The following is a 22,924-nucleotide window of genomic DNA, read 5'->3' on the forward strand; positions in this document are numbered from 1 at the left end:
TATGAAAAACTATCTAAGAACTTGGAATTTTATGCGTGTATTGCGATTGGCATTAGGCATTTTCGTGATAGCACAGGGTATTCAGACAAAAGAATGGTGGCTTGTAGCAATGGGTGGATTATTTTCTTTAATGCCTTTACTTAACATAGGATGTTGCGGTGTTTCGGGTTGCAATACTTCTATATCAAAAAGCAAAAAGAGAATTGAAGGTATAACCTATGAGGAGATAAAATAAAAAAAATATGTTGAGAGGTTTCTCATTTTTATTGACAGCAATGGTTCTTTTGTCTTTTAACAACAAGCAGAAAACTCTATCCGAAAAAGAGTAGCCATAAACCAATTAGCAAGATTAATTAACGAAAATATATAAAAATAAATGTTAGAATTTTTGAAACAACCGTGGCCTTGGTACATAGCTGGCCCATTAGTTGGGCTTACAGTACCAGCATTACTAATTTTAGGAAATAAAAATTTTGGCATTAGTGCCAATTTACGTCATGCTTGTGCAGCTTGTTTACCAGCTAATATTTCTTTTTTTAAATATGATTGGAAAAAAGAAATTTGGAATATATTTTTTGTAGTTGGAATACTAATTGGAGGTGTAATCGCTTTTAGTTTTTTAGCCAATCCAAACCCTATAATCATTAATGAGAATTTGAGAACTGAACTGGCAAGCTATGGTATAACAAACATCAATGGAATGTTGCCACAAGAAATTTTTTCTTGGGAAAATCTCTTTACAATTAAAGGATTTTTAATGATGGTTGTCGGTGGTTTTATGATAGGTTTTGGTTCTCGTTATGCAGGTGGCTGCACAAGTGGACATGCAATTTCTGGATTATCAAATCTGCAATTACCATCGCTAATTGCTACTTGCTGCTTTTTTATTGGCGGATTAATTATGGCAAACATTATACTTCCTATAATTCTCTCTCTTTAAATTATAATACAAATGAAAAATATAGATAAAAACAAAGATTTAGAAAGCCGCTCATTAGACACAGTATGCATAAATGAAAGCCATTTAGAACATAAATGGTACCACAATATCAAATACTTAATAGTAGGTTTATTATTCGGAATAGTATTTATAAAAGCCGAAATAATCAGTTGGTATCGCATACAAGAAATGTTTCGTTTTCAATCTTTTCATATGTACGGTGTTATCGGTAGTGCTGTTATAGTTGGTGCAATTTCGGTTTTTATGATTAAAAAACTTAATATAAAAACCATTTATGGCGAAAAAATAGAATTTCACGATAAGAAGTTTAATAAGGGTCAGATCATTGGTGGGCTGATTTTTGGATTAGGCTGGGCTATTACAGGTGCATGTCCTGGACCGATATTCGCACAAATTGGAACTGGAGTAACTGTCATGATTGTAACTTTATTCTTTGCGATTGTTGGTACATGGGTGTACGGTTATTTTAGAGATAAACTACCTCATTAATTAACGTTTATGTATTGGTTTAAAAGATTGCTGGTAACAGCGATATGGATATCTATTGCCCAAACTTTACAGGCACAAGATCATTACAACGCTTGGTTTCGAGGTACCTTAAGTATTCCAGTGGGCGAAAAATTCAAAATAGATAATGAGCTTCAGCACAGGAGACAAAACGGTTTTGAAAACGAGAATATGTTTGATAAAAACTTAATGTTTGCTTACAGGAATTGGGTACATTATCAACATAGTGAAGATGTAAAATTTTCTCTATCTCCCTTTGCCTATTTTAAGAACTACAAGATTATCCAACAATATTCGGATGAAACAGCTGTACCCAACAGTGAAATCCGTTTTTCGGCGGCTGTTGAATTACAGCACGAAATCCTTAAAAAATTTTATATAGTAGATAGGTCAGCCGTCGAATATCGAATATTTGACAATAATCAAGCAGACATCACACGGCTTCGAAACCGTTTTGGCATTCGCCACGACTTTACTAGAAAATTAAAGGTGGGCATTTATAATGAATTGCTTTTTAATCTTTCTGGTACAAAATACCATCATTTCTTTGATCACGATCGTTTAGGATTGAATATTGAATACAAACTTGTGTCAAATGTAAAATTTGACATTGTTATATGCACATTACCAGATTACCTTTGTCTAGTACAACAAAACTTCATGAAAACAATCTCTATCTAAACTTTACCTATCAACTCAAAAAAACTAAAAAAGAAGAGTAACCGAAAATCAATTCAACGAATGTAACAAAAGTTACAGTATAAAGAAAACCGATAGTCTAACTTTGTGAGTTAAGAATTTCTAAATAATGTTGATTATGATAATCAAAGCAAAGTTTACGACTATTATGGTTGTATTTACAATCTTGTTCTTTCAAGTAAATAAATTACAAGCCCAAAGCTATTTTTTTGAGCGGGTATATGATGAGACACTTGCACAGGCAAGTTTTATCATCGGTAATCTGAATACCAAAGAAGCTATTGTTATTGACCCCAAACGCGATATAGATACCTATTTGGAAATTGCCAAAACCAACAACCTCAAAATAACCAAAGTAACCGAAACTCACATCCACGCAGATTTTTTAAGCGGTTCCCGTGAATTAGCTGCTGTCACAGGTGCAGAACTGTTGCTATCTGACGAGGGAGGAACAGATTGGCAATATCAGTTTCCACATGCTGGATTAAAAGACGGAAGTTTAATCTCCATTGGACAGGTAGAAATGAGTGTAATGCACACACCTGGACATACACCTGAAAGCATCACCTTTTTGGTAAGAGATACTAAAGTTTCTGTAACACCACAAAGAGCCATTACAGGAGATTTTATTTTCGTGGGCGATGTTGGTCGTCCCGACCTACTGGAAAAAGCAGCTGGACAAGTAGGTTCACAGGAACTTGGCGCAAAACAGCTTTATGCTTCCATAAAGAAGTTTTCAAAATTACCTGATGATTTGGAGATATGGGCTGGACACGGGGCTGGGTCATTCTGCGGTAAGAGCCTAAGCACCATTCCTCATTCTACACTAAAGGAAGAAAAACAGAATAGCAAAGCATTCCAATTTAAAAATGATGAAAAGGGATTTGTACAATACATCTTGGATGGACAACCAACCCCGCCCAAATATTTTGCCGTGATGAAGCACTTGAATAAAGTGGAACGCCCGCTGCTAATACAGCTTCCTATTCATCCAATACTTAGCCCGATCTCTCTTCAAAAAGCAATAGATAACAAATTACTGGTTATTGATACCCGCAACAAAAACGAGGTTGCCAAAGCTCACATTCCCGGCAGCCTGCATATCGAAAACGGAAAATCATTTTCCACTTGGGTAGGTTCTTTGATAGATTATCAACATCAAATTGTATTGATAACTGATGAAAACCACATGGAGGATCTGACACGTAAGATGATGCGTATCGGGATGGACAACATCTATGGGTTCGTAATCAGCTTAAATAAGATGAATGTGGCACTGGAAAAATCCGATCTCGTTAACATTGGGGAACTGAAAAAGTACTTGAACAAGAAAGATGTTCAAATCATAGATGTTCGAACCGAAAGCGAATACGACAACGGACACATTAAAGGTGTGGAAAATATTGTTCTCACTACATTAGAAAAAAATATTCAAAAAATCAGCAAAGATAAACCTGTTATTGTTCACTGCCAAAGTGGAGTACGAGCTGCAATGGCATATTCTATATTGAAAAGAAACGGAATTAAAAACCTAAGTCTTTACTTAGGAGGTATTAACGAGTGGACAGAACAAAACAATGAATTAACGAGATAATCTAAACTATTTGACTCTGCAAATAGTTTAGTACTTGTTGTTAAAAAATATTAAAACACGAGGTTCTGTTTGGATTGTTAGCCAAATTAAAGTATTTTAGCGAACTGATGAATAATACAATGTCACATACTCTAAAAAGTTTTCAGCGATACCTATTTGTATTCGCTGCATTTCTTGTGATGTTTCTCTCATCTTGCTCAGTTAAGGCCAGTATTAAAACACTTGCAGGTTTTCCTCCAAAAACAGAACAAGGTTTACCTAAAGGCAATCATAATTCATCCCTATCTACATTTGAAAAATGTTCGCAGATTGATGTTGTCGATAATCAAATTGATAATAAGTCATCGTATAGTCCTCACGATTTATTACCAGTAATTCTTCTTGCAGTTACTACTATTTTCTTTTTTGGTATCCGCCAAGAAAGAAAAGAAACTAAACACCCACTTTATGGTGGTAGTGGAAAAATTCGTAATTCTATCTCTATCTTTTTAGAATATCGAAAACTTCTCATTCATTTCTCCCTTTAGTTTCTTTTCCTAATTTGAACACAATGTCTCATTTAGGATGTATTTCTATTTTTTCCCTTTTTAAAAAATAAACTGAAGTCGTCATGACGGCTTTTAAAAATCCTACATCAATATGATCAAACATATTATGGCGGCCACTTTGTTGTGGCTAGCCGTTGTTGCTGCTTTTCCGCTATATGCACAGCAACAAAAAGAACAAACTTTAGGCAGTTTATGGCCTAAAGTAGAAGAAAATTATCCGGGTATTAGTGCTAAAAAATCGGACATTGATGCCGCAAAGTTCAACCAACGGGCAGTAAAAGGCAATATGCTACCGCAGATAAACGCACAGGCACAAAATACTTATGGAACTTATGAAGGTAGTGCAGGTGGTTTCTTTCCGCAGCCTGGCTTTTTTAACGTAAATGGCCCAGTACCGTTAGATGGTAGCTCTACCGCAGCCAATACCTTTGGCTCCGCTATTGTGAATTGGGAAATGTTCTCTTTCGGAAAGCTCCGTAAGCAGAACGAGGCTGCGGGTGCTTTATATAACAAATCGGTCAGCGATAAAGATGCTTACCTGCTCAACCTGAAAAAGACATTATCGGAAAGGTACATCATTCTTCTTTATAACAATGCTAAGTTGCAATGGACCCAAAAGAATGCCGAACGTCTTGACGACATCCGCAAAATAACTTCGGGTTTGTCAGCATCAGGCCTAAGACCTGCGGCAGACAGCTTGCTCGCCTCGTCATCCTATGTACAAGCAATGGGTGAGCATGATAAATGGTATGGCTTTAAAAATGCTTCTTATATTAAATTATTGGAGTTGTATGGCAATGATACCATAGATTTCACAGCATCTATCAACCGTTTCGGTAATCCCATAGAAAGTGGTTTAAATAAGTTAAATACCATCAATCCTTCCCACCCCATATTAGATGCGCTAGACAAGCAATCGGAGTATTATACTTTAAGTGGCGAGGCACAAAAAAGAGCTTCTCTTCCTTCTATCAACCTGTTAGGTGGTTATGCTTATCGGGGAACGGGTATCAGCCCTAACGGAAATGTATCAAGAGCATGGAATGATGGGTTCAGCAATACCACAAATAATTTTTTGGCAGGTATTGGAATTACATGGAATTTGACTAGCCTGCATACTAACCGAATGAAAAGCGAACAACTGTTCAAAGAAGCCGAAAGTACGAAGCTACTTCAATCACAGTACCAGCAGGCAATGCAAGCAGATTTATCAGCTTCGCAGGCAAAAGTTGTTCAGCAATACCAACAGCTTCAGAAAACGAAGCTGGCCGTAAAGCAGTCGCAAGATGCGTACAATATGTACCTCGCAAGGTACAAAAGCGGTTTAATTACGCTAAGCGAACTTTTACAAATACGCATTTTGCTGGAACAGGCAGAGAATGCACATATCGAGGCTTCCCGTGAATATTGGAGATTGCTAGCTTATGAAGCGGAGCTAACTGCAGATTTCGACTTTTTATTCAACAACCTTTAAATAATCGTATATGAACATTATAAGATTTGCGTTAAGAAAACCAATTGCGATTATGGTTGTCGTACTAGCAATTGCTTTCTTTTCCTATAATACCGTAAAAAAAATAAACGTAGATATATTTCCCGAAGTGGAATTGCCTGCGATGTATGTTGCTATGCCTTATGGTGGACTGTCCCCCGCTTATATGGACGGGTTTATGGCTAATGAGTTCCAAAAGGTACTTCTTTTTGTGAGTGGAGTAAAAAACATTGATTTTAAAAGCGTACAGGGGCTAACCCTGATGAAGCTGACCTTTTATCCCGGAACAGATATGGCACAAGCTGCTGGAGAGGTATCAACATCGGTCTCAAGGGCAATGGGTTTCCTACCGCCCGGAGCAGTTCCACCTATGGTAGTAAGATTTGACGGTAGTTCGCTTCCAGTAGGTAACCTTGTTTTTGAAAGCGACCAGCGTTCCGTAAATGAAATACAGACATTGGCATTGACCAAAATCAGACCAATGTTCGTACAAATCCCAGGCATTACTTCTCCCGCTCCTTTTGGCGGAAATGTACGCTCCATCGTGATCAATATCGATCCTGACGCAATGCAAGCCAATGGATTAAGCCCCGAAGATATTACCGTTGCCATCACTAAAAATAGTCTTCCATCTCCTGCTGGAAATATTCGCATAGGAGATGAAAACTTGATGGCTCCTATAAACTCTATCGCTAAAGGACCTGCAGAACTATTGAAGACCCCTGTAAAAACAAGCGACAACCGTACTATATATGTTGGCGATGTAGCCCGTGTGGAGGACGGAGCAGATCAAACAGTAGGGTACGCTTTGATAAACGGAAAACGTTCTGTTTACCTGCCTATTATCAAAAAAGCAGATGCCTCCACATTGGATGCCGTGGAGAACCTAAAAGCTGCCATTCCGATGCTGAAAGACCAATTACCTGAAGATGTAAAGGTCAGTTATGAATTTGACCAATCAAATTATATCGAACGTTCCCTTTCCAACCTTATACACGAAGGTATTTTAGGAGCTGTTTTCACGGGATTGGTCATACTATTGTTCTTGGGAGACACACGTGGAGCTATCATTGTGGTATTGACCATCCCCATTGCCATTCTTACAGCAGTTACTGTTTTATATCTCTTAGGGCAAACCATCAATATCATGACATTGAGTGGTCTTGCTCTTTCCATCGGTATTCTCGTTGATGAAGCCACAGTAACCATAGAGAATATCCACCAACATATGGAAATGGGTAAACCCAAGCAACGGGCAATTATAGATGCTTTGATCGAAATTTCTATACCGAAATTATTGATCTTACTATGTATTCTTGCTGTATTGACTCCTGCTTTAATTATGACAGGCATTCCTAGAGATATGTTTATGCCTCTATCGATGGCTGTTGCCTTTGCAATGATTGCTTCTTTTTTGGCTTCACAGACCTTTGTACCGATACTGGCCAACTGGATGATGAAGAACAAGCACAATACAGAAGCCAATACTCCGAGAAAGCGAGCTTTTTTTGAAAAATTCCGAGTAAACTATTCTTACAGGATGCGTAAATGGTCAACCAAAGCTATCCCACTTTTTGTTGTTTATGTGCTGGTAGCGAGTGCAGTTGCTGGGGTTTTATTAACAGTTGTTGGTACGGACGTAATGCCAGTTTCCAATAATGGAGATTTTCAGATACGCATACAGGCTCCACAGGGAAGCAGAATAGAAAAAACAGAACAGATTGTTAAGGATATTACAGGAGATATCAAATCAGAACTGCCTGACAACGGTTTAAATATTACCTCTGCATTTGTAGGTATGCACCCCGCAGGATCTCCAATAAATCCGATATTCCTTTTCAGTAATTCTTCTCACGAAGCTATACTGCAAATATCTGTCAATAAGGAAGTGTATGATGGATCAATGGAAGATTTCAAAGAGAAAGTCCGTAATAAGATTATCAAGAACCACCCCGAAGTCTCTTTCAATTTTGAACCGATGGAACTGACAGAAAAGATTATGGGGCAAGGAGCGATGACGCCCATTGAAGTTAAAGTTGGAGCCAATCAGATAAAAGGCGCTTTTGCCCATGCATCAAAAATTGAAGCCAATTTAAAAAAAGTTCCATATCTGCGTGATGTGCGTATTGCCGAACCTATTGCCTATCCAACAATGGAAATTGACGTAAACCGTGACCTTGCCGGGCAGTTCGGACTTACGATGCAGGATATTACACGTAGTCTCGTTACAGCTACTTCATCAACCCGCTTTACGGATAAGAACCTATGGATTGATCCCAAGTCAGGATTGGTTTTTCAAACACAGGTACAAATCCCCGAGGGTATTATGTCGGAAGAAAGACTTCGATCACTTCCATTAAAAGCTGGAAGTCTTCGCCCGGTACTTGAAGATGTAGCAACCATACGAAGGGTCACTTCTCCAGCACAAGTAAACAGAAAGGGACCTAACCGTTACGTTACCATTGTGGCTAACCTTTACGGAAAAGATTTAGGTACAGCTTCACGAGCAGTTAAACAAGCTATCAAAAATGCTGGAGAGCCACCTCGTGGAACTATTGTTTGGACAGAAGGTACACTACAGCTTTTAGATGATACTTTGGGTAGTCTTTTGGCAGGTTTAGCTGTAGCAATTATAGCTATATTCCTAATGTTATCGGCTTTTTATCAATCGTTTAAAGTACCGCTTATTATTCTATCGGTATTACCTGCTGTGATTGCCGGTAGTCTTATCATTCTATTCCTCACAGGTAGTACGCTTAACCTGCAATCCTATATGGGTATTATTATGTCGCTTGGTGTATCGGTTTCTAATGCAGTATTATTGGTTAATCAAGCCGAACATTATCGAAAAAAACTGGCACTTAAGCCTGCTAATGCAGCAAGGCTCGCTGCTTCGTCGAGGTTAAGACCAGTGTTGATGACAGCAGCGGCGATGCTTGCCGGAATGTTACCAATGGCAATGGGCTTAGGCGACGGAGCCGAACAAGTGGCACCCTTGGGAAGAGCTGTTATAGGAGGGCTGATTGCTTCCACTGTAACCATCTTGTTATTAGTTCCGCATTTCTTTTCTTCCCTAATGTCGAGAACTTCAATAATCAGTCCATCGTTAGACCCTGATGATGCAGACAGTAGGTATTATGCAGAACAGTCCGATAAACAAACGATATAATAAACTTTAAAAACAAAAAACAATGTATCACAGCATTTCAATAAATAAAAAATCAACAACCATACTGGCACTTACTACATCAATGGTATTCTTGCTTTCCGCTTGCTCACAAAAAGAGCAGAAAAAAGAACAAACGCAAAAGGATCAGGCAAAATCTGTAAACTATAAAACGGCTCCTATACAGGTAATCAATCCCGAGTACGAAATATCCGTTCCGGCAGAACTCAAACCCTTCGAACAGGTAGCGGTGTATGCAAAAGTTACCGGGTTTGTAAAAAAAGTGTATGTTGACCGAGGCGACCGGGTTCGCAAAGGTCAGCTTTTAGCAGTACTCGAAGCTCCTGAAATGCAACAACAGTACCTCTCCGACAAATCGACAGAGCAAAAGGTTTACAGTGATTATCTGTATGCAAAACAGGCTTACGATAGATTGGTAACTGCTGCTAAAACTACGGGAGCAGTTGCGGATATTGAACTAGACAGAGCTAAAAGTGCAATGGAAAGTGCCAAGTCTGCTTTTGATGCTTCTAAAGCGGGTACGGCACATTCTTCACAGTTACAAAAGTACCTTCGCCTTACAGCACCGTTTGATGGCATAATAACCCAAAGGAATGTTTCTGTTGGAGCATTGGCCGGAACAGGAGGTAATACACCTTTGTTTATGATGGCACAGAGTAATAAACTCCGCCTTACCTTATCTCTGCCAGAAAAACACGCATCATCTGTTTATGACGGTATGTCTGCTTCATTTACCGTAAGCTCGCAGCCAGGTAAGACGTTTGATGCCAAACTTTCTCGAACATCTGGATTGCTCGACCAGCATGATCGTTCGCTAACATTGGAGTTTGACGTAAGCAATACATCCAGTGAATTGCAGGGAGGCGATTATGCACAGGTCAAGCTGAAATTAAAGCGTAAAAACTCGTCTAACTGGGTACAAAGCAAGAGTGTACTAAACACCCAATCTGGAACGTATGTACTAACATTGAATAACAACGAAGTAAAACGAATTGCTGTAAAGGAAGGTATCCGTTTAGATACACTTACAGAAATTTTCGGTAATCTTTCTCCAGAAGACAATATCATTTTAAAACCATCTGAAGAAATCAAAGAAGGTAAAATAAATAAATAGTAATATGAAAATAGATATCAAAAAAATAATCATAATTCCACTATTAGTCATTACGGGATTAACATACGCATCAATGAAAAATAATGTTGATGAGAATATGATCGCAGACAAAAGCATTAACGGTGAAAAACCGTTAATGTCTAATGTTCAGCAAACACCAGATTTAAAATTTAAGGATGAAAACGGCAAAACTGTAACGTTAAGTTCACTAAAAGGAAAGGTAGTATTTATCAATCTTTGGGCAATCTGGTGTCCACCCTGTATTCAAGAAATGCCATCCATCAATAAATTGCGAAAGACTTTTAAGGATAACGATAATTTGGTATTCCTTATGGTCGATGTGGACGGTAATATCGAAAAGTCAAACAAATGGATGAAAAGCAAAAAATTCGATTTACCTGTATACATTCCTGATGGCGAAATTCCCCGTGAGCTGTTCAAAGGCTCTATTCCAACTACCATTATAGTAGATAAGCAAAATAATATCGTAGCCAAACATGTCGGTGGTGCAGATTATTCGTCACAGGAAGTCATTGACATGATGACAAAACTACTTAATGAAAAATAATTAGTAACAAGCAAATTTAATACAATGAAAAGGATAATATTATTCGTAGCATTCTCACTCATAAGTGCTGCATCATTCGGACAAATGCTAAAGCCAGTAAAATGGTCTTATGCATCAAAACGTATCAGCGATAAAGAAGCTGTTTTATTTATAAAAGCTAAAATAGATGACGGTTGGCACATCTATTCGCAGACCGTTCCCGAAAATGGACCTCAGCCAACGATATTTTCGTTCACTACATCGAAGTCATATCAATTGAACGGAAAGGTACTGGCAGCAAAACCTGTTGTCAAACACGATGAAACCTTTAATATGGACGTTGGATACTATAAAAACTCAGTGGTATTTCAACAAAAGATAAAATTAGCGGAAAATGCACCTACTGTAAAAGGAACACTTACCTATATGGTGTGTAATGATCTGCAATGTTTGCCACCAGAAGAAGTATATTTTAATATTCCAGTTAAATAAAATATGAAATTAATAGTTAGATTATTCACAATACTACTCATCAGCGGATTGATGGCTGTTACTGTAAATGCACAGACCGACAGTCTCCTATCGTTTGATGACGTAGAATTTACCGAAATAACAGAAGAACAACCCATTGAGAAGAAAGATAATAGTATTAAATCCTCCGACAAAGAAACATCGGAAGTTGCCAATTCGATACTAACCGATGAAAACGAAACGGATAAAAGTTCGTTATGGACAATTTTTATAGCAGGCTTTATTGGTGGATTTGCCGCTTTGATTATGCCCTGTATTTTTCCGATGCTGCCTTTGACAGTCAGTTTCTTTACCAAAAGCGGATATTCTAAACGTAAAGCCACAACCCAGGCAATACTTTATGGTTTGTCTATCATAGTGATATATGTGTTGTTAGGTATTTTGATTACGGTTATTTTCGGTGCGGATGCACTCAATAGCCTTTCTACCAACGGAATATTCAATTTTGCATTTTTCGTCCTTTTAGTGGTATTTTCGTTCTCCTTTTTTGGGGCGTTTGAATTGACTTTACCTGCCTCGCTTGCCAATAAGTTAGACCGTAAGGCTGACCGCGGAGGATTGCTGGGGCTTTTCTTTATGGCAGCAACATTGGCAGTGGTGTCGTTTTCTTGTACCGGCCCCATTATTGGAACATTGTTGGTACAGGCTGCCACAATGGGAGAACTATTAGGTCCAACCATTGGAATGTTAGGTTTTGCATTGGCATTGGCAATACCATTTACGCTTTTTGCCATGTTCCCCAGTCTTTTGAAAAGCCTTCCATCTTCGGGAGGTTGGCTGAATAGCGTAAAAATCACACTCGGATTTTTAGAATTAGCTCTTGCTTTGAAGTTTTTGAGCAATGTGGATCTGGCATATCATTGGAATTGGTTCGATAGAGAAGTCTTTTTAGCACTCTGGATTATAATCTTCGGATATTTAGGTTTCTATTTATTAGGAAAAATTCGGTTTCCGAATGATAGTCCAATGGATAAATTGAGCCTGCCGAGAATGGTACTGTCAATACTTGTACTATCGTTTACCCTGTATATGGTTCCTGGATTGTGGGGAGCACCTTTAAAATCCATTTCGGCATTTTTACCACCACAGACAACACAAGATTTTGACCTGTATACTTCTTCTTTTGGTAGGACAGAGACAAATAATGCCGTCGATGGCAAAGCCCGCAAATATTCGGATATATTCCACGCACCCTTAAACCTTAATGTCTTTTTTGACTACGAGGAGGGAATAGAATATGGAAAGAAAGTGGGCAAACCTGTCATGCTCGATTTCACAGGGCATGCCTGTGTTAATTGCCGTAAGATGGAAGCATCCGTCTGGTCTGATAAAGACGTACACAAGCTATTGAACGAAGAACTTATCATCATCCAACTTTATGTGGACGATAAAACAGAATTACCACAGGCAGAACAATTTGTATCATCCTTTAGCGGCAAAAATATACGTACCATAGGTAATAAATGGAGCGATTTTCAGGCGAGTAAGTTTAACTCCAATTCGCAACCTCACTATGTACTTTTAGACCCATCTAACGAGGAAATACTGATCAAACCTACTGGAGCAGATTACAATCCGAAAAGCTATTACGGTTTTATTCAATCTGCAATAAACAAATACAAGAGTACAAATTTATAGGATAATTAATTAAAATCATTTAGTATGAAAATGCAATTTAAAAATTTGGCAGTTCGTTCTGGTCTTTTCATAATCACAGCCGTCTCGCTGGCAGCTTGCGGAAATACAGACAAGAACAAAGAGAATAAAATAAATAACGAAAAAATCACAACAGAAGAAGTTATAGAGGTGGAAGCTCCAGCAACTTCAGCTATTTCCTTTAAAAACAAAAGTGGAGAAACTGTATCGTTAAGTTCATTAAAAGGTAAAGTCGTATTCATTAATTTCTGGGCTACATGGTGTCCGCCCTGCATTCAGGAAATGCCTACCATTAACGAACTAAAAGCAAAGTACAAAGGCAATGACGACATCGTATTCCTGATGGTAGATGTAGACAACAAGATGGAAAAATCCACTGCATTTATGGAGAAGAATAAGTATGATTTGCCTGTATATGTTCCAGCCAGCAATATACCTTCTGAATATTTAGGCAGTTCAATTCCAACTACGGTCATACTAGACAAAAGCGGAGATATGATTGCCCGTATCGAAGGTGGTAGGGATTATACAAGTCCCGAGATCATCAAAGTTGTGAATGAACTTGTAGATAGTAACTAATTGATAAAAGAATGAATTATGACTAACAATAAAGAAGTTTTTAATAAGAAACCACCACAGAAAAAGCTACAGTACATTAAGAAAAATGCCTTTACTATATTTATGGTAATTGCCGTCGTGATATTACTTGTAAGCCCCGATGCAAAATCATTTGTGCTACGACAGTTAATGGCGACAGGAATTTTTAATGCGAGTATAGATAAAAAGGATGCGGATACAGTAAGCCTTACAAATACTGATTTTACTTTTACCGACGGAAAAGGGAGCATACAAAATACCTCATCATTAAGAGGAAAAGTAGTGTTTATCAATTTTTGGGCATCTTGGTGTCCACCCTGTCGGGCTGAATTTCCATCTATTGAAACTCTGTATACCCAATTTAAGGATAACCCTGATATTTTCTTTCTAACCCTCAACGAGGACGATGACCCAGCTGTAGGAATGGCATATCTGGAAAAAGAAAATTTTTCAGTTCCAATGTATCAGTCCAGCGGTAATGTCCCAACAGAAGTGTTTTCCGGTTCATTACCAACAACCGTTGTACTGGATAAGAATGGAAAAGTCAGGCTTCATCATACCGGATTTGCCAATTACGCATCTGAAAAATTTGTAAAGGAAATAGAAGAATTAATAAATGAACAATAAAAACAATAAAATGAAAAAACTACAAGCTTTGCTAATAGCCGTACTATGTTTTATGTCTATTAGCATTTTTGCGCAACAAAAACCAGATACCACTTTTGAGCCCGCGAAAGCATACAAAAAACATTACAATGCCCTTTATATCTTGAACGAAGCAGAGGATAAAAAAATAAAGGGCATCCTTCGCAACATCAATAATGTACTAAGTGACCCACGGTTGAAAGGTAAATTAAAGATAGAAGTCCTTGCGTTTTCTGACGGTGTGGAAATGTATAAAAAAGCTAACAGCTACCAAAAATTATTGGTTGCACTCAAAGATAAGGGCGTTGTATTTGTCCAGTGTTCTAAAACAATGGAAGAACGAAAAATTGACAAGAACGAATTGTTTGATTTTGTGAACTATGTTCCGACCGGTAACGGAGAAATTATATTAAGGCAATACGAAGGCTGGGCAATTGTCCATCCCTAATCAAAAACGTTTTAAAACTTTAAATTATATATTATGGAATTATCAATAGGATTTATAAATGATGTACACGGTTATCTTGAACCACACCCAGAATTATTTTATGGTAAGGACGGGGAATTTATTAAAACAGCAGGAGGCTATGCAAAAATCGCCTCTGTTTTCGAGAAGATAAGAAAAGAGAATGAACACACCTTGTTTTTTGACGGAGGCGATACCTTTCACGGAACCTTACCTGTAGTGGCTTCCAGAGGCGAAGTACTAATTCCAATTTTAAACAAACTTAGTTTTAGTGCAATGGTGGGACATTGGGATTTTGCCTATAGGCCGGAACATCTTTTAGCATTAGATAAACTACTTAATTATCCTATATTGGGTGTTAACGTTTATAAGGATGATGGTACTCTACTACTGAAACCGTATTCATTTATTGAGGTAGGTAATCAAAAAATTGCTGTAATCGGTATCTGCGCCAATATCATCGATAAGACGATGCCCGCTGCATTCAAACAAGGAATTTATGTGACCGACGGAATTGATGAAATAAACGGCTATGTAAAAGAAGTAAAGGGATTGGGAGCAAATTTAGTCATATTACTTTCACACAATGGCTACCCGCAGGATATTGAATTACTTAAAAACACAACAGGAATTGATATATGTTTAAGTGCGCACACCCACAACAGAATATATGAACCAGTAAAAGTAAAAGATACCATAATAATACAGTGTGGTTGCCACGGCTCTTTTGTGGGACATCTCAAACTTTCAATCGTAGATAATAAAATTACAAATTATCAATACAAGCTTATAGAAGTGAACGAAGATGTTGCGAGCCATAAACCAATAGAAAATATTGTAAATGGTATTATGGCTTCATACAGAAACTTGCAAGAAGATGTTGTTGGCAGAACGGATACTATACTACATCGATATGATGCTTTCTCATCATCAATGGATAATCTGTTATTGAAAGCAATTAGCAAGGCAGCAGGTGTAAACATAGCATTTTCTAACGGATGGCGTTACGGTGCGCCTATTGATAAAGGAAATATTACGATGTGGGATTTGTATAATATGGTTCCTATGAACCCGGTTATTTCCACTGTGGATATGACAGGACAGGAGATCATTGATATGTTGGAAGAAAACTTTGAACGTACTTTTTCAGCTAATCCGATGAAACAAATGGGCGGTTACTCTAAACGCTATGTGGGATTACAGATCAAATCCCACATTGAAAATCCGTATGGCTATCGCATAGAGGAGATTTACTACGAGAATGATCACTTAATAAAAGAAAAAACATATAAGGTTGCCTATATCACCGAACAAGGTGTGTCAGACAAATACGGAACCAACAGGGCACATTTAAAAATAACTGCGATACAAGCTCTTGTTGATTATTTAAAAACAAGCTCCTAAAACCATAAACCTTTTTGCAATGAAAACCACATAGCACAAATTATATCGGGTTTTTACCCCATGACGATTTTAACCTTAAACTAAAATCTATGGAAAAATACTATAACGAATGCGTACAGAAACTGGAAGAAAAAATCAAAGAACTTACATTGGAAGTAGATGACCCAATCTTATTGCCACAAGAAGTTATTGGTCTTATAATAGATTGTTTATCAAAGTTAAAAGAGTTTGTTTTAAAACAAGGTTTCAAAGATAAAAAAGAAGAAATTTACTTCTTCAAAAAGTTAAAACCTGTTATTCTTTCCAAATTAATTTATTACAATGCTATTTATAAGATAGAAACCAAGAAGCCTTATGGAAAAGGGAAAACAATAAAGAAGTATATTGACAATGAATTAGCAAAACTGAAAAGATTTTTTGATAACAATCTCGAATTTTATAAGTACTATAGAACCAATAGTACCTATCTCGATGAGAGGTATTTTGTAAGAGGTGGTTATGATGTAAGGTTAAGTTTAGACACCTATTATTTTGAAACCGACCATAATTTTACAACTTCACACGATTATAAAGTAGCTAAAATCATTGCTAATGATTTGATACAAGTATATCTCGAAGACCAACTGAATAATAAAAATCAGAAAAAAGTATTTGATTATTCTTCGTTAAATTGGACAGGAAGTAAAACTGCTTTAATCGAATTGGTTTACGCTCTATATTCACAAGGAGTATTTGATAATGGCAATGCTGATATAAAATTGATTGCTAAAACGTTAGAAGTTACATTTAATGTTGATTTGGGCGATTTTTATCATACATTTATGGAACTTAAAGCCCGAAAAATAAACCGAACCAAGTTCCTTGACAGCTTGCGTGATGCCTTGATCAATAAAATGGATGAAGAGGATGAAGTAAATACTCATTAAATTCCCCTTGATAGATGAATAGCTTTTGTTTGTTCATTCTCTTCTGAAATTTTTATAGTTTGCTTCTGCTTTTCGGTTTGTTCCGAAGGTTCTTCTTTAGGCTCAGGCGTGATGGATAACTGTATTTTTCGCTCCACAGAAGCCAACTCCGTTTTGAGTTCGCCCAACCGGATCTCCTTACTCCAATTACCGTTTACCACTTCATGAAGAACTGGCAAGTCTTTTTGTATTTCTACAATTTTCTTTTGCTCCTGCTCGATGTAGCTAGGCAATTTTTCCAGAGCATTAAGGAAATTCATAGCAGCCAATTTTTCGTCTTTAGCGATTAGGCCATTGTTGTATGTGTATTTTATGTTTCCTTCCCCCTGAACCAAGAAACGGTTTATACGAATATCCACGCCGTCTTTTTGCGACATTTCCGTTTTTACCAAAAGTTGGAACCCGTAAAGGCTTCCGATTTCTTCATAATCCCCACCTGTACGAGATTTGTCGGCAAGCTGGTTGAGCTTTGCACCGATTTGTTTGATGTCCGCATTTGGCGGTAAGCCATCCAATTGCAGAGGATTTGCGATTGTGCCGTCCGAACGTTTTTGGATACGCCCTTGTAAATTATTCCAATCAAGGTTCATACGGTCAAAGCGGGATTGGGCTTTATCCAATTCTGCCGTATAGTCTTCCAATTTGTATTTTGCACTATACTTTGAACGGTTAAACGCTTGTTTTTCGCTTTCCAATCCGGCAATCTGTTTTTCCAGTTTGGCTTTATCCAGTAGATCTGTATTTCCTGACAGGATAGCCACATATTCCGAAAAGTTCATTCCTGATTTTTCGTCCATACTGCCTTCGTCAATCGTTCGTTTGCCGAGATTGTTATTTTTTAACTGGTCTATGAATAGTTGTTTGTTGTATAGCAGGTTAAACTTATAGCTGTCCAGTGATTTTTCTACGGCATAGATAATGACATCTACTTTATTACCTGCGAAAAACTTGGCAATTTCATTGCCTTTACGAACAGCCCTGCCGTCCCTTTGGGCAAGATCGCTTGGTCGCCACGGCGTATCCAGATGATGAACGGCAACGGCTCTCTTCTGTGCATTGACACCTGTACCCAGCATACTTGTAGAACCGAACAGCACACGGATTTTCCCTTCGTTCATTCCTTTGATAAGTTCCTTGCGTTGCTTGTCATTTTTGGCTTCCTGTATAAAACGGACTTCGTATGCAGGTAAACCGTGGTCTTCCACAAGTTTGCGTCTGATTTCTGAATAAACATTCCATTCGTTTGGTTTGTAGGTTCCCAAATCGGAAAAAACGAATTGCGTTCCTTTCTGTGCATTATATTGATTATAATACTTAGCAATTTTCGCCGCACAATGTGAAGCCTTATTGTCGGGATGGTCTTCGTAGCTACCGCTTACCATACGCATATCCAAAGACATCTTACGGGCATAGTCTGTAGCGATAAGCATCTTAGCTTTTTCTTCACTTTGTGATAAAGGTGTTCTTCCTAATAAGGTAGCATTGCCCGTTTTTGCAAACTCCATTAGCTTTTTAATAAATTCTTCCTGTTCTGGAGTGGGCGGTATATTATACAATACCTCATTCTTATTGGGGCGATCGATACCTATATCTTTTGCCGTCCGGTAATCCGTGATTTCAGAGTAGAATTGGGCAAGCTCCGGCACTTTGATAAAATAGCGGAAACGTTCTTTAGCTACAATATTGTTCGCTACCGAAAATTCATAATCGGTCGTTTTCCTTGCGTAAATAGCAGCCCAGGCATCAAAGGAATGAATGCCCTGTTTTTCCATTGCTCTTGGTCGCAGGTATTTGAATAATAAGTACAGTTCGGTTAACGAATTACTGATGGTAGTTCCCGAAAGAAAAGTTGCCCCCATATCTGCATTGGTGCGTTCCTGAACGGTACGAATGGCAAATAGCAGGTTGATGGCCTTTTGACTGCCGTCAACATTACCTAATCCTGCAACTCTGGAATGCCTTGTATTGAACATCAGGTTTTTGAATTGATGGCTTTCATCCACAAACAGATGGTCTATACCCAACATCTTAAAATCTACCACATCATCTTTACGATTTTCAATATCGTGTTGCAGGGTTTTGAGTTTGACTTCGAGATTTTCTTTTCGCTTGATTACACCGGCAAGCATTCCTCTGGTCACTTCCTTGCCTTGCGATTGCAGGGCATCAAGGTTACGCTCCACGCTGTCCAACTCAATTTCTAAGATTTCCTTCTGAATTTCGGGAGATTGTGGGATCATTCCAAATTGATCATGTGTGAGAATAACACAATCCCAATCATTGTTTTTAATATCGCCAAAAATGCGTTGGCGTTTTTGAGGTGTAAAATCTTCTTTACCCGGAAACAATATTTTAGCGTGTGGATAAGCGGTGCGGTAAGCTTCGGCAATTTCGTGAACGTTGCTTTTTAGCCCTATCATCATAGGCTTATTGGCTAACCCCAAACGTTTCATTTCCTGTGCAGCCGTACACATTACCAAGGTTTTTCCTGCGCCTACTTCATGGTCGCATATAGCACCGTTGTTAAGCTTTATCATCCACACGGTATCCTTTTGGCTCGAATACAAATCTTCGATACCCAATGCTTTGCGGTCCAGCCCTGGAAAATCCTGATGGCTTCCGTCATAGTTTGGTCGGACGAAACAGTTAAAAGTGTCGTTATATTGGCCCGTCAGCCTGTTTTTAAACTCATCATTCTGGGCGTGCAGCCAGTCGGTAAAAGCGGTACGGATTTCATCTATCTTGGTGTTAGCCATTTGTATGGCTTCCATATCCCGAACCTTGAGCTCCTGGTCGCCAACCACTATTTTTTTGGTAATATCAGGTGTGGTATTGACAAGGGCGTGTTTGAGAAGGGCAATCCCATCAAATGTCCGGCTTTCAGCTTTGACAGCGTATTTTTCCCAGATATGCAAATTCTTACGGTCGCACTTTACTGAAAAGTCATCAGAGCTCTCAGAGTAATGAACGAGTACGTCCGTATCAAAAAGATGTGAAGCAAATCGGGCATAAATACCTGTAGGTATCCAGCGTTCGCCCAAATTGAAATCAAGTTCCTCAAATTCGATACGCCTTGGTCGGGCTTCTTCTATGACTGTAAGGCTTGCTTTGGCTTCGGCATCATCGGGATTGCGTTCGAGATACGCTTTGACCTCTTGGGCTTTCTCTACTACGTTCCCTGCAATCCAGCGTTCGGATATTTCATATTCCTTTTGCAGAGGATTGTAGTAAATACGACCGTGCAATGCTTCTTTTAAAGCATCGTCCGTCATACCGCTGATTTCGGACATATATTCCAAATCCACGCTTCCGTATTTGTTCAGCGAAGCCGCTAACGCTTCTTCGGGATTGTCAGTTGCTATTGTTAAGGTGGAGAAACTTACCGGACGGCTAAATATATCCGATTTATGAACTACACCACCTACGACACGCTCCAAATAAGGGATTTCCTTACTGGAGCTATCCGTTTTGATGAGCTTGATATTATCGGCACTGTTGAGGTTTCCGTATCTTTTGACAAAGACATCGTAAAGGCGGTTAAGGTTTTCCCTTTCTTCTTTGTGTTCGGTCTGAAGCTCTGCTTCGTTAGTGTAAAGCTGTTGGTAAATATCACGCACCTCGATATACGCTTCGGCTCTTGTTTTCTGTAAGGTCGGTAAAGCTAAAGGGTGGAAAACTGCCGTACCGTTTGATGTATCTACATCTTGCAGATGACCTACCCAGCCATTATCCACTACAAGGCAATCGTTACGATGGAACGGATGTAATTTGCCACCATAAGGAGCAGGTTCGGGAATGGTATCGGTAAAGGTTGGCTTATCAGCTTGGCCATTCCCGTTGATACCCGAAAACAGGTCGCCGATGGTTTCCTGTTTTTTGCCATTGGTAGATGGGCTTCCGTTGGCAGTTCTATTGGTAATCGGAGGTGTATAAGGTTGCTGTATCGCACTACTGAAAAGGTCAGGTTGGCGACCCATTGCACCTCTTCTTTTATTGGTGCTTTGCCTTTTAACTTGTGTCGTTCTTTTGGGTGAAGCAACAACCATTACAGGTTCGTCCGCATTTTCAAACATGTCGAAAATGCTTAATTGTTTTAATTCCTGCGGGCTTTCCCGATTGATTGATAAAGGTTGTATTTCCGCCTGAATGGTTACAGGGTCGACAATTGGAGGTGTTACCTTAGGAGTAGCAGGAATTTGTATTATAAGTTCATCGTTCAGTTCGCCTTTGTACAAACCTAAATTCAGGTGCTTTCCAAAATCTTCGGAAAGCATTTGTTTGAGGTCTTTGGCAATTCCGGCAACGCCGTCTTTGTGCGTATAAATTAATGCCGGTTTCCCATAAGGGTCGGTATCTAATTTGCGGTCGGTATGTACAATTCTTGTGCTGTCCTGAAAAAGAGCATTGCCAGGCGTATTGTATTCTGTTTGCTTGCTCTGGCAAAAGAGTTCTTCTCCTTCTGTCAAATTTTGCTTTGCCGTATTTTTTTGAAGGATAATCAAATCACTGCCAACTTCCGTTCCTGCATATTCAGTAAACAAATTGTTGGGCAATCTGACCACCGAAACCAAATTATTATCCTGCATTAACGCCCTGCGTATTGGTTCGTTCTTTGGACTGTTTAAAATTCCTTGTGAAGTAATGTAAACTAACAAACCACCCTCACGGAGCATATCAGCACCTTTCAGAAAAAAGTAATTGTGGATGCTTCTAGCAGCCTTTACTTTGGCTGTGTCTGTGCTTCTGGAATAGGAAAGATCAAACACCGATGTGTCGCCGAACGGAATGTTACTCGCAACAACATCATAGCTTTTTTTTTCCTTTTCGGGGATTTCCTCAAAGCCGTTCACGAGGATGTTACTTTCGGGATAAAGCTGTTTTAAAATTTTACCGGTGAGTAGGTCCTTTTCATAAGCGGTAACATTTGCCGATTGATTTTCCGAAAAGGACTGTATGAATGAGCCAATCCCTGCTGATGGTTCAAGGAATTTATCAATGTTCAGACCGCTTTCACGCAAGCTTACGCAAATCGTGTCAATGACCTGTGGCGGTGTATAAAAAGCCGTAAGCACAGAACTTTTAAAACTATCTACATATCTGCGGTATTGTTTATCGTCTTCTGAATTTTCTTTGAGTAGCTGGTGCAGTTCCTGCGTAATTGGGAAAAGGTCGTGTTCCGTTTTTCTCCAATGATTGATGTCTATATCATTTGCAATGGGGTTCAATACGAATTTAAGACCGCCAAATCCGCTGTATTGCATCATTAGTAGTCTTTCGCCTACGGTGGCTTGCTGTTTCTCCTTTTCCAGTTTAAAAGCAATTCGCAGGGCATCAATGTTCTGTTGGAGATGTTGCTTTTTACTGAAGCCCATTTTCCTGTATCCATATTGCGATGGTTCCGGTTATCTCGGTATAGAGTAAATCAAACTCATAACCGTATGCAAAATCATCGGTTAGTTCATAGCCGGAGAAAACAGGCTCACAAACAGGGGACATTTTTAGGGCAAATGGTCGCAGTTCCTCGTCTGCCATTATGGTATCAAACTCATTGCATACCACCTGAAAAACGGTGTCGAACCTGGAGAAGTGTAAGTCCTCAAAAAGAATGTAATTGGCTATTTCATCACATTGTTCAATAGGATTTCCTGAACTAAAAGCACCCTCGTAAGCATTAGCCGCCCACGAAGAACGTTGCTCAATAAATTTTTGGTCGTTCGCCTTTTCGGGAAAGCTGGTGTTTAATAATTCTTGCAGTCGTAACCTGAAATACGATAGGCCTTTTTGTTGTGTGTCCATACTATAATTTTGTTTAGAATTTTATTTGAAGCCTAAAATTATAGCAGTAGATAAGCCACTTTGCAGAAGTGGCAGGGTTTGGCTTTAAGAGGTTGGATTTGTCGTAAACATAATCGGCTAAGCAACGGAATACAGATTGGTTTTGATTAAATTTGACGATTAAACTATGTGAGGAAGAATATGGCTAACAAGGATTTTGACAATAAGAAACCAAA

The 22,924-nt window shown here is 38.7% G+C and carries 19 protein-coding genes; 17 read left to right on the forward strand and 2 right to left on the reverse strand.

Annotated elements, in window-relative coordinates:
- Position 1 precedes the first annotated feature (1 nt).
- The 17 genes from AC3IRT_RS11725 (at position 2) to AC3IRT_RS11805 (ending at position 16,874) form a co-directional block, all read left to right on the forward strand.
- On the forward strand, positions 2 to 235 hold the full coding sequence (locus AC3IRT_RS11725; protein ID WP_045753435.1) for a hypothetical protein: 234 nt from the start codon (positions 2 to 4) through the stop codon (positions 233 to 235).
- A gap of 141 nt (positions 236 to 376) precedes the next feature.
- A complete protein-coding gene (locus AC3IRT_RS11730) occupies positions 377 to 940 on the forward strand; it encodes a YeeE/YedE family protein (protein WP_045753436.1) in 564 nt (187 codons plus the stop codon).
- Positions 941 to 952: 12 nt separating this feature from the next.
- Positions 953 to 1,450, forward strand: a complete 498-nt coding sequence (locus AC3IRT_RS11735) for a DUF6691 family protein (RefSeq protein ID WP_045753437.1) — start codon at positions 953 to 955, stop codon at positions 1,448 to 1,450.
- Between the two features lie 9 nt (positions 1,451 to 1,459).
- Entirely contained in the window at positions 1,460 to 2,149 is a 690-nt protein-coding gene (locus tag AC3IRT_RS11740; RefSeq protein ID WP_286767743.1) for a DUF2490 domain-containing protein, read from the forward strand.
- 136 nt (positions 2,150 to 2,285) lie between these two features.
- Positions 2,286 to 3,761 (forward strand): MBL fold metallo-hydrolase, encoded by a 1,476-nt coding sequence (locus tag AC3IRT_RS11745; protein ID WP_084405407.1) that lies wholly within the window; start codon positions 2,286 to 2,288, stop codon positions 3,759 to 3,761.
- Between the two features lie 107 nt (positions 3,762 to 3,868).
- Positions 3,869 to 4,288 (forward strand): hypothetical protein, encoded by a 420-nt coding sequence (locus AC3IRT_RS11750; RefSeq protein WP_045753438.1) that lies wholly within the window; start codon positions 3,869 to 3,871, stop codon positions 4,286 to 4,288.
- A gap of 112 nt (positions 4,289 to 4,400) precedes the next feature.
- Complete coding sequence (locus AC3IRT_RS11755) at positions 4,401 to 5,783, forward strand: TolC family protein (RefSeq protein WP_286767741.1); 1,383 nt, start codon at positions 4,401 to 4,403, stop codon at positions 5,781 to 5,783.
- Between the two features lie 10 nt (positions 5,784 to 5,793).
- Complete coding sequence (locus AC3IRT_RS11760; protein ID WP_045753440.1) at positions 5,794 to 8,970, forward strand: efflux RND transporter permease subunit; 3,177 nt, start codon at positions 5,794 to 5,796, stop codon at positions 8,968 to 8,970.
- A 22-nt stretch (positions 8,971 to 8,992) separates the two neighbouring features.
- Complete coding sequence (locus AC3IRT_RS11765) at positions 8,993 to 10,102, forward strand: efflux RND transporter periplasmic adaptor subunit (protein WP_489393426.1); 1,110 nt, start codon at positions 8,993 to 8,995, stop codon at positions 10,100 to 10,102.
- A gap of 4 nt (positions 10,103 to 10,106) precedes the next feature.
- Positions 10,107 to 10,670, forward strand: coding sequence for a TlpA family protein disulfide reductase (locus AC3IRT_RS11770; RefSeq protein ID WP_045753442.1), 564 nt, complete (start codon positions 10,107 to 10,109; stop codon positions 10,668 to 10,670).
- 24 nt (positions 10,671 to 10,694) lie between these two features.
- Positions 10,695 to 11,141, forward strand: coding sequence for a protein-disulfide reductase DsbD N-terminal domain-containing protein (locus AC3IRT_RS11775; RefSeq protein WP_045753443.1), 447 nt, complete (start codon positions 10,695 to 10,697; stop codon positions 11,139 to 11,141).
- Positions 11,142 to 11,144: 3 nt separating this feature from the next.
- Positions 11,145 to 12,818: a protein-disulfide reductase DsbD family protein gene (locus tag AC3IRT_RS11780; protein ID WP_045753444.1), complete on the forward strand. Its 1,674-nt coding sequence runs from the start codon at positions 11,145 to 11,147 to the stop codon at positions 12,816 to 12,818.
- Positions 12,819 to 12,842: 24 nt separating this feature from the next.
- A complete protein-coding gene (locus AC3IRT_RS11785) occupies positions 12,843 to 13,415 on the forward strand; it encodes a TlpA family protein disulfide reductase (RefSeq protein WP_045753445.1) in 573 nt (190 codons plus the stop codon).
- Positions 13,416 to 13,433: 18 nt separating this feature from the next.
- Entirely contained in the window at positions 13,434 to 14,060 is a 627-nt protein-coding gene (locus AC3IRT_RS11790; protein ID WP_045753446.1) for a TlpA family protein disulfide reductase, read from the forward strand.
- Positions 14,061 to 14,070: 10 nt separating this feature from the next.
- Positions 14,071 to 14,526, forward strand: coding sequence for a DsrE family protein (locus AC3IRT_RS11795; protein WP_045755384.1), 456 nt, complete (start codon positions 14,071 to 14,073; stop codon positions 14,524 to 14,526).
- 33 nt (positions 14,527 to 14,559) lie between these two features.
- Positions 14,560 to 15,948 (forward strand): bifunctional metallophosphatase/5'-nucleotidase, encoded by a 1,389-nt coding sequence (locus tag AC3IRT_RS11800; RefSeq protein WP_112652838.1) that lies wholly within the window; start codon positions 14,560 to 14,562, stop codon positions 15,946 to 15,948.
- A gap of 89 nt (positions 15,949 to 16,037) precedes the next feature.
- Positions 16,038 to 16,874 carry an RteC domain-containing protein gene (locus AC3IRT_RS11805; protein ID WP_112652837.1) on the forward strand — a complete coding sequence of 279 codons (837 nt, stop codon included), beginning with the start codon at positions 16,038 to 16,040 and terminating at the stop codon, positions 16,872 to 16,874.
- On the opposite strand, the gene AC3IRT_RS11810 is transcribed toward AC3IRT_RS11805, so the two are convergent.
- Together AC3IRT_RS11810 and AC3IRT_RS11815 are read right to left on the reverse strand one after the other, a co-directional pair.
- Positions 16,871 to 22,285 (reverse strand): N-6 DNA methylase, encoded by a 5,415-nt coding sequence (locus AC3IRT_RS11810; RefSeq protein WP_489393427.1) that lies wholly within the window; start codon positions 22,283 to 22,285, stop codon positions 16,871 to 16,873. The genes AC3IRT_RS11805 and AC3IRT_RS11810 overlap by 4 nt on opposite strands.
- On the reverse strand, positions 22,272 to 22,709 hold the full coding sequence (locus AC3IRT_RS11815; RefSeq protein WP_286767738.1) for a DUF1896 domain-containing protein: 438 nt from the start codon (positions 22,707 to 22,709) through the stop codon (positions 22,272 to 22,274). Before AC3IRT_RS11815 ends, AC3IRT_RS11810 begins: the two co-directional genes overlap by 14 nt.
- Positions 22,710 to 22,924: the final 215 nt, after the last annotated feature.

Source organism: Sphingobacterium sp. KH_072, assembly GCF_057837975.1.

Coding starts and splice junctions, on each gene's coding strand:
- AC3IRT_RS11785 (WP_045753445.1), top strand. CDS start 12,843: ATGAAAATGCAATTTAAAAATTTGGCAGTTCGTTCTGGTCTTTTCATA.
- AC3IRT_RS11795 (WP_045755384.1), top strand. CDS start 14,071: ATGAAAAAACTACAAGCTTTGCTAATAGCCGTACTATGTTTTATGTCT.
- AC3IRT_RS11735 (WP_045753437.1), top strand. CDS start 953: ATGAAAAATATAGATAAAAACAAAGATTTAGAAAGCCGCTCATTAGAC.
- AC3IRT_RS11740 (WP_286767743.1), top strand. CDS start 1,460: ATGTATTGGTTTAAAAGATTGCTGGTAACAGCGATATGGATATCTATT.
- AC3IRT_RS11790 (WP_045753446.1), top strand. CDS start 13,434: ATGACTAACAATAAAGAAGTTTTTAATAAGAAACCACCACAGAAAAAG.
- AC3IRT_RS11765 (WP_489393426.1), top strand. CDS start 8,993: ATGTATCACAGCATTTCAATAAATAAAAAATCAACAACCATACTGGCA.
- AC3IRT_RS11815 (WP_286767738.1), bottom strand. CDS start 22,709: ATGGACACACAACAAAAAGGCCTATCGTATTTCAGGTTACGACTGCAA.
- AC3IRT_RS11800 (WP_112652838.1), top strand. CDS start 14,560: ATGGAATTATCAATAGGATTTATAAATGATGTACACGGTTATCTTGAA.
- AC3IRT_RS11750 (WP_045753438.1), top strand. CDS start 3,869: ATGAATAATACAATGTCACATACTCTAAAAAGTTTTCAGCGATACCTA.
- AC3IRT_RS11780 (WP_045753444.1), top strand. CDS start 11,145: ATGAAATTAATAGTTAGATTATTCACAATACTACTCATCAGCGGATTG.
- AC3IRT_RS11760 (WP_045753440.1), top strand. CDS start 5,794: ATGAACATTATAAGATTTGCGTTAAGAAAACCAATTGCGATTATGGTT.
- AC3IRT_RS11730 (WP_045753436.1), top strand. CDS start 377: ATGTTAGAATTTTTGAAACAACCGTGGCCTTGGTACATAGCTGGCCCA.
- AC3IRT_RS11755 (WP_286767741.1), top strand. CDS start 4,401: ATGATCAAACATATTATGGCGGCCACTTTGTTGTGGCTAGCCGTTGTT.
- AC3IRT_RS11725 (WP_045753435.1), top strand. CDS start 2: ATGAAAAACTATCTAAGAACTTGGAATTTTATGCGTGTATTGCGATTG.
- AC3IRT_RS11775 (WP_045753443.1), top strand. CDS start 10,695: ATGAAAAGGATAATATTATTCGTAGCATTCTCACTCATAAGTGCTGCA.
- AC3IRT_RS11745 (WP_084405407.1), top strand. CDS start 2,286: ATGATAATCAAAGCAAAGTTTACGACTATTATGGTTGTATTTACAATC.
- AC3IRT_RS11810 (WP_489393427.1), bottom strand. CDS start 22,285: ATGGGCTTCAGTAAAAAGCAACATCTCCAACAGAACATTGATGCCCTG.
- AC3IRT_RS11770 (WP_045753442.1), top strand. CDS start 10,107: ATGAAAATAGATATCAAAAAAATAATCATAATTCCACTATTAGTCATT.
- AC3IRT_RS11805 (WP_112652837.1), top strand. CDS start 16,038: ATGGAAAAATACTATAACGAATGCGTACAGAAACTGGAAGAAAAAATC.